This window comes from Bacillus sp. LL01 (assembly GCF_001037965.1).
The window spans coordinates 172,799-180,185 of sequence record NZ_LFEL01000007.1; the positions used below are offsets into that span (position 1 = coordinate 172,799).

General features: G+C 42.4%; 8 protein-coding genes. 3 read left to right on the forward strand and 5 right to left on the reverse strand.

The genetic code is table 11. The features are described 5' to 3' along the window. The first annotated feature begins 97 nt into the window (after positions 1–97). Positions 98–2,245, forward strand: a complete 2,148-nt coding sequence (locus AB685_RS29825; protein WP_053073889.1) for a methyl-accepting chemotaxis protein — start codon at positions 98–100, stop codon at positions 2,243–2,245. Between the two features lie 67 nt (positions 2,246–2,312). On the opposite strand, the gene AB685_RS18990 is transcribed toward AB685_RS29825, so the two are convergent. Continuing rightward, on the reverse strand, positions 2,313–2,831 hold the full coding sequence (locus AB685_RS18990) for a hypothetical protein (RefSeq protein ID WP_047972178.1): 519 nt from the start codon (positions 2,829–2,831) through the stop codon (positions 2,313–2,315). Positions 2,832–2,999: 168 nt separating this feature from the next. Between AB685_RS18990 and AB685_RS18995 the strand changes: the two genes are divergently transcribed. After that, complete coding sequence (locus AB685_RS18995) at positions 3,000–3,455, forward strand: YtoQ family protein (RefSeq protein WP_047972179.1); 456 nt, start codon at positions 3,000–3,002, stop codon at positions 3,453–3,455. Here AB685_RS18995 and AB685_RS19000 read toward each other — a convergent pair. Together AB685_RS19000 and AB685_RS19005 are read right to left on the reverse strand one after the other, a co-directional pair. Further along, the gene (locus AB685_RS19000) at positions 3,452–3,991 is read right to left on the reverse strand and encodes a DUF84 family protein (RefSeq protein ID WP_047972180.1); all 540 of its coding nucleotides are present in this window, start codon (positions 3,989–3,991) and stop codon (positions 3,452–3,454) included. The genes AB685_RS18995 and AB685_RS19000 overlap by 4 nt on opposite strands. A gap of 92 nt (positions 3,992–4,083) precedes the next feature. Further along, the gene (locus tag AB685_RS19005) at positions 4,084–5,154 is read right to left on the reverse strand and encodes a M42 family metallopeptidase (protein WP_047972181.1); all 1,071 of its coding nucleotides are present in this window, start codon (positions 5,152–5,154) and stop codon (positions 4,084–4,086) included. Between the two features lie 250 nt (positions 5,155–5,404). Here AB685_RS19005 and AB685_RS19010 point away from each other — a divergent pair, with 250 nt between their 5' ends. Beyond that, positions 5,405–5,716: a PepSY domain-containing protein gene (locus tag AB685_RS19010; RefSeq protein WP_047972182.1), complete on the forward strand. Its 312-nt coding sequence runs from the start codon at positions 5,405–5,407 to the stop codon at positions 5,714–5,716. Between the two features lie 41 nt (positions 5,717–5,757). On the opposite strand, the gene AB685_RS19015 is transcribed toward AB685_RS19010, so the two are convergent. Together AB685_RS19015 and AB685_RS19020 are read right to left on the reverse strand one after the other, a co-directional pair. After that, positions 5,758–6,606, reverse strand: coding sequence for an MBL fold metallo-hydrolase (locus AB685_RS19015; protein ID WP_047972183.1), 849 nt, complete (start codon positions 6,604–6,606; stop codon positions 5,758–5,760). A 523-nt stretch (positions 6,607–7,129) separates the two neighbouring features. After that, positions 7,130–7,387: IS3 family transposase (locus AB685_RS19020; RefSeq protein ID WP_047972199.1), on the reverse strand; the 258-nt coding region annotated here is incomplete at its 5' end.

Genomic DNA, 7,387 nt, shown 5'->3' on the forward strand with positions numbered 1-7,387 from the left:
TGGATTTTGTAGAAATATGTCTATAATTACTTTAAAATATCAGATTTTTAACAAAACATATAAAATTCGAAAGTCTTTTATGTTTTAGGGGGGTACCATGAAAACTATAAGAGGTAGAGTAAGGTTTATTTTATTGGCGGCAATTACAGGACTGATCATTGTTTTATTATTCAATTTCTTTTTCTACTTTACGCAATCCACTGCAAAAGAGCAAGAAACCGCTTTATTTGATGCGGTAAATGGGAGTAAGGAAATAAAGTTCGCTTTCTCGGACACTCGTAAAAATGAACAAGAGTTTTTACGACTTCCAAGTGATGAAACTTCCACTGTCATAAAGGGAAATCTGGAGAGCATCCAGACAGAGTCAGCTGATATGCAAAAGCAATTTGCTGAGTATGAAGAGATTGCTAGCAGATTCTCACAAATAGAAACCGCAGCATCCAACTATATGAATGAATTTGTACCTCTTGAAGAGCTATATAAGGAAATAGGCTTTACTGAATTCACAGGCCTTCAAGGGGTGATGAACGGCGCAGTCAGAAACCTTGTCATCAATGTAAGAGGAGCAAACCGCGAGGAATTGAATACAACTTTGATGAATCTGCGACTCTATGAACAACAATATCTGGCTACCAAACAAGAAGCAAGATACCGTGATTTCATGAAAAGTGCCGACACCTTCAAAGAGCAATTGGCTGAAACGGATCTTCCCGATTCTCAGAAGAATGGACTAATGGAACTTTACAATCCATATGTGCAAGCAATGACTGATTTATACAATAATTACACTGCCTCATACGGCTTTGTAAGAAACTTTGAAGCGATAAGTGACGAAGTGGAGGCAAGTGTTAATGAAGTGGAAGTTGCGGTCTCCGATCTGCAGGCAAGACTTCAAGAGGAATCAAACGTAAAGCTCCAGACAATCATGTTACTTACTTTAATTATTAGCGTTCTACTATTAATATTCTTAAGCACGACAGGCTACTTCCTAAACCGCAAGATAGCCTCTTCTATCCGATCTTTGAAGGATGGAGCATCCAAAATTGGAGAAGGGAATTTTGCCTACCGGGTTCCGATTACAACCAAAGATGAAATGGCGGACTTGGCGGTAACATTTAATGCAATGGCCGAAAAAGTACAGGTATCCTTGTTAAAAGTCATGGAAGCTACTGATAAACTGCAGTCATCCTCTCAAAACCTGGCGGCAATATCTGAAGAAACGACCGCTCAGTCCACAGAGGTCAATGAAGCGATTAAACAAGTAGCCATTGGTTCTAGCGAACAGGCATTGCATCTTGACGAAAGTACAGATATCTTGAAGCGGGTGAAGGCGGCTGTCGAACAGGCCCATCATCTAAGCACAGAAATCAAATCAAAAGCCAACCTTGCAAGATTGGTTGGTGAGGACGGATTGACGGTGGTCAAGGACCTGCACCAATCCTCCGAACAGTTTCTAGAGCTTGCTAACCATTTAACCGAACGAGTGCAACAGGCAACAAAACAATCACAGCAGATACATTCCATCGTTGCGACCATCCAGGAAATTGCGGAGAACACCGACCTATTGGCACTTAATGCTGCCATAGAATCCGCTCGTGCAGGTGAAGCAGGAAGAGGATTTGCTGTTGTTGCCCAAGAGGTACGCAAACTCGCTGAACGTTCCAAACATGAAGCATTATCCATCAAAAAGCTGGTGACAGAGATGGGCAGTCAAATGAGCAAACTGTCCAATGACGCTCTGCAGTTCAACGAGTACAGGGATCTGCAACAGCACTCAGTCGACCAGACAAAAACATCCTTTGAGAAGATTGCAGGAAATGTTCTTGAAATCAATCATAAGGTTGATGACGTTCAGCAAGCGATTGTACAAGTTACCCAATCTAACAAGCAACTCGAAGAAAAACTATCTGAGGTCCATTACATTTCTGAAGAAGCGGCAGCAACCTCTGAACAGGTCAGCGCTTCAAGTGAGCATCAGATTGTCGCCATCGAACAGGTGAATGAGGCGGCTATCTCCCTCTCTGATATCGCCACTGAGCTTCAAGAGGAAGTAAGTCAGTTCATCGTGGAAGATGGGATGGAACAGACAGGCGAGGAAGCGTTGGAGGCCGAGGAAAGCACAGACTTTATGGAAGAGGAAATCACTCCTGACGAAGAAGAATCTGAAGGTAGATGGGCTCACAAGGAAGCGACTTCCAGTATGGAAGAAGCGGCTACTACATCTGAACATGAAAATAACCGATAGAAAAAGAAAACCAGTTTACTTCCCGAACTTCTCGGGACAAACTGGTTTTCTTTTGCGCACACCATACTTACTTAATTTTAACCGAGGAAACAACCTCCATCATGCTTGTAGTACTACTTTCCATATTTTTGGTGTCTGTAACTGTGGTCATCTTTACTCCACCAACCCCTACAGTCACCTCATAGAACTCTTCCTCTTCCCCTTCAAGTGGAGAAATCAGCAAGTAACCTAGACGACCGTCTTGCGTAACAGTATGATCAAGTTCCAATTTGTCATAGTTCATCTTGGTAGAATCATATAAAACTTCGGAATCCTTTGGTTCAAAAGGATTCACAAATAACAGATAAGTTTGCTCTTTATGTGTAAGTACTATGTTGTTTTCCGATTCTGAGTCAACTACGAACTGTGATGGGAGATGATATCGAAATGAATCCGTCTCCTCTGCTGCTTCCATTTCTTCGCCATTGAAAGTTTGCTCAAAAGAATCAATGGATTTTTGTGTGGCATCTTCAATAGAAATGGAGCATCCTGCTAAAACCAATAATGATAATAATAAAATAGAAATGATGGCTCTTCCGAAATACAATATTCTCACTCCTTTAGTACTAAAAGACTATAAATTTCACACTCTTTCTATCATACCTATAATTCTTTCTCCGTGACAAGGATAAGTTGGAATTATCACTTAATTTCCTTTTTTATGATAGACTAAAAAGTAGATAAATAACAAGAGGTACTATTTGGAGGGATTGTCATGAAATTTACTGTTTACCTTGCCGGAGAGATTCATACCGACTGGAGAGAAGAACTGAAGGACAAAACACAAGCATTAGATCTTCCTTTGGAGTTCGTCGGGCCTATGACAGACCATGAGCGCTCTGATAATATAGGTGAATTGGTGATGGGGACTCAAGCAAACTCTATCGCAAAAGACGAAGCCGCTTCTCAGATCAACAATCTGCGCACACAGCTTTTGATGAAAAATTCAGATCTTGTCATTGCCCTGTTTGGCGAAAAGTATAAGCAATGGAACACAGCGATGGATGCAAGTGCTGCCATCAGCCTTCAAAAACCACTTATCCTGATTCGTCCGGAAAAGCTTCACCATCCGTTAAAAGAATTGTCCAATAAAGCAAATGTAACGGTGGAAACCGTGAACCAAGCATTAAAAGTACTTACTTATGTGCTCGAACAAGAAGCAGACCGCTAAGTCTGCTTCTTTCTATTGTATTTCCATTGTCCGACCAGCAATCGACTTACATGCTGAAACATTTCCAGCCTTGTAACAGCCCCCTCAGTAAATATCCCGACAGCTCCTTCATGTTTCCTGATATCCTTCCGCTTGCAATATTCATCCATTAGATCTCCAAGCTCTCTTCCTGCCAGGAATTTTTCTTTAAATGAATTTGGAAGGGGTATCCGTGCACCGCCAGCGATATATTCCTGTCCATCTTTCGCTACAAGCGCTCCCCAGTTACATACCATAACAGCAGACGACGGCGTAGAGTCCAAAACCACTCCTCCTTCGAGCCCAATAGCAAATTCCGCATCCGCATTTTCAGCCATTGCTTGCCTTGCTCGTTGCAGTGCACCGTCGACGGTCTCCTGATCCGACAGCGGCTGATTACGTACACCAGAGTCCACATCCATAGCCACCGTGTCACAGTCCACCAATCCCAAATCAAACAATGCCTGTTGCACCGCCATATATTTTGCAGGGTTTCTTGATCCGACTATTACTTTCACCTAATTCTCCCCCTTCAAAAAAAAAAAGAAAGCGATGAGGTAACCCCACCGCTTCCCCACTTATTCATTTCATTCTTTTTAACTATTTTCTATCAACGGCTCCTAATGGAATCCACCGTGGATTGATCCGTGGATTTTACAAGCTTCACGATAAGTTCCCTTGCAGCTGCATAGTCATCCACATGAACAATGGAAGCATGTGTATGGATATAACGGGAACAGATTCCTACCACAGCAGAAGGTACTCCCTCATTCGAAGTATGAACACGCCCTGCATCCGTTCCACCTTGGGAGATGAAATATTGATATGGAATGCTGTTGGATTCAGCTGTATCCAATACAAAGTCTCTCATTCCTGTATGGGTAACCATGGAACGGTCGTATATACGCAATAACGCACCTTTACCCAGATGACCAAATTCTTTCTTATCCCCTGTCATATCATTTGCAGGAGAAGCATCCAGTGCAAAGAAAATATCAGGCTTGATCATATTCGCCGCGGTTTGGGCTCCACGTAAACCTACCTCTTCTTGGACAGTAGCCCCAGAGTAGAGAACGTTAGGTAGCGTTTCGCCTTGAAGGTCTTTCAGCAACTCCACAGCAAGTCCGCAACCATAACGGTTATCCCAAGATTTTGCCAAAATTTTCTTTTCGTTCGCCATAGGTGTGAATGGGCAAACCGGAACAATCTGCTGACCAGGCTTGATGCCGATTTTCAGGGCATCCTCTTTATCATCAGCCCCAATATCAATTAACATGTTCTTGATATCCATTGGCTTGACACGTTTCGCTTCATCCAAAAGATGAGGAGGAATGGATCCGATTACACCGATTACTGGACCATTGTCTGTCATTACTTGCACACGTTGAGCAAGTAGAACCTGGCTCCACCAGCCACCGAGTGTCTGGAATCTTATCATTCCGTTTTCTGTGATGGAAGTTACCATGAAACCTACTTCGTCCATATGGCCTGCCACCATAACTGTAGGACCTGTTTCATCTCCTCTTTTCACACCAAAAATTCCACCAAGGCGGTCTTGTACCACTTCGTCAGAATACTTTTCCAATTCACTGCGCATGAATCGGCGCACGTCATGTTCAAAACCTGGTGCCCCTTGCAGTTCCGTTAAAGTTTTAAATAATGTCAATGTTTCTTGATTCAAGATAGTCATCTCCTTTTCATATCAAGCTTCTATGTATGTAGATATGTATATACTTCGTTAGATTATCGAAATATTATAACTATATTGTATCGAACTTTCTCTTTTGTTTCCAGCTTTAACATGACATTTATTTGTTTTACAAGTTATACTATTAGTAAGATAGACGTAATCAATTCAACTAATCAGCTATCCACTTTTGTAAAGGCTTTCGTAAAAGTACGGTTATGATGAATGGAAGGGATGATACGAGATGAGATGGAAGGTACTTCTTATTGGTGCTGGAATTGGTGCAGCAGCCGCATATTTCTTCACTGAAGCATCAAAACAGCAAGCCATAAAACCTGAAAAAGCATTGAAAATAGCCAAAGAAGCTTTCAAAAAGCGTGGCCCTGTTGATGGCTCCTGGATACAGATGGTCCCGGAAACGATTATTCGGAATGATATGTCCTACTCCATCTATCGAGGTGGAATTTCCAGAAGACTCGATGACGTTTTGGAGCAGTATGAATTTATCGTTGACAAGAATACGGGAGTTATATTGGATGTCAATCAATTAAAATGACAATGCGCCTGGCAGTTAGCGTTCCTGCCAGGCGTTTATAATTACCTCACACGCTCAAGTTTCTCTTTTATTTCAAAGGCTTTGTTCCACTTTACTGCACGGTATAATGCATCATGATAGAAGGTAAACCATGCATTGCGGCCAATTCCCTCCTTGATCCACTTCTCTTTCGCTTGTATTGAAGTCATCGGATAATCGTCAAAGGCCAGTACCCAAAGGGAAGGGGAATGCGCGTGTGTTGGCATGAGGTCTGCCATATGAATAATCGTTTCCTCCCCCTGTGTCAACTCAACAATGGAATGGCCATCACTATGTCCACCTGTATGAACCATTTTTATACCACTGATGACCGTCGTCTCTTCCTGGAATGTCTTCACTTGCTCTTCGATACCTTGCCAATTCATTTCCCAGTACGTATTTCTCGAACGGATATTAGGGTTTCTCATTTCGTTCCATTCAACTTCTGAAACATGGATGGTCGCATTCGGAAATACAGATACATATTCCTCTCGAGTTGAATCCCATCTAGTCAGTCCGCATACATGGTCGAAGTGAAGATGTGTCATGATGATGGTGTCAATGTCCTCTGTTGTCAACCCAAGTTTTTGCAAATCTTCCTTTACTGCCGATTCCTCTGTCGCACCAAAATTGCGTTTCTGCTTGTCTGAAAGCTTCCCTTTTCCAAGTCCTGCCTCAATAAGGATGTTACGTTCCCCTGTTTGGACGAGAATAGGGTCTGTTCTAAGCTCAATCTGGTTGCTGTCATTTACAGGATATTTTTTGGACCACAATGCCTTTGGAACAACCCCGAACATTGCTCCCCCATCCAGATGAGTTACTCCTCCGTTCAGCCAAGTCAATTTCCATTCTCCAAATGTTAGCGTTTCCATTTAACTCTCTCCCTTTTTAATTAGTTTGTATGTATGGACTTATTGTATCAAAAATTGACAGGTTTTCGCGAACATTCTGATGTCTTAAACTTTTGGCTCTGGTAAGCGCCGCTGTAGATTTCCGCACTTGGCTTCGCTTTCCGCGGGGCACTTGTGGAGCCTCCTCGGCAAGCCTGCGGGGTCTCCACTAAGCGCTACCTCCCGCTGGAGTCTTCGCCATGTGCTCCAATCTTCAGCTAGAAATAGCTATTATATCAACATCCCACGTTAACGTAGCCATATATTGAAATGCTAAAGGAATAACCATGTTGATTGAAGTGGAAGGCGCGAAGACTCCTGCGGGAGGAAGGGACAAGGGAGACCCCGCAAAGAAGGAGACCACTGAAAAACTGAAAACGAATTGTTTTTAATGGTTTCTAGCTGTGGATTGGAGCAAATAGCGTAGACTCCTGCAGGGGAGTAGCGACAATCTTGAGACCCCGCAGGGCGTTGCACTGGACCCTTAAAACTGGACACTTATTTTTTAAGCAGCTTGCTCAAAATTAGCTCGATACGCTACTGGACTTTTACGTTTTAATCTTGATTTGATTCTCAGATGGTTGTAGTAATGGATGTACTCTTCTAGCTCCTCCTTAAAATGGTCGATGCTATCAAATTCTTGTAAGTACAATAATTCGGATTTCATGATTCCGAAAAAGTTCTCCATTACTGCGTTGTCATAACAGTTTCCTTTTCTAGACATACTCTGAGTAATATTATTTTCCTTTAAAGTCCTTTTGTA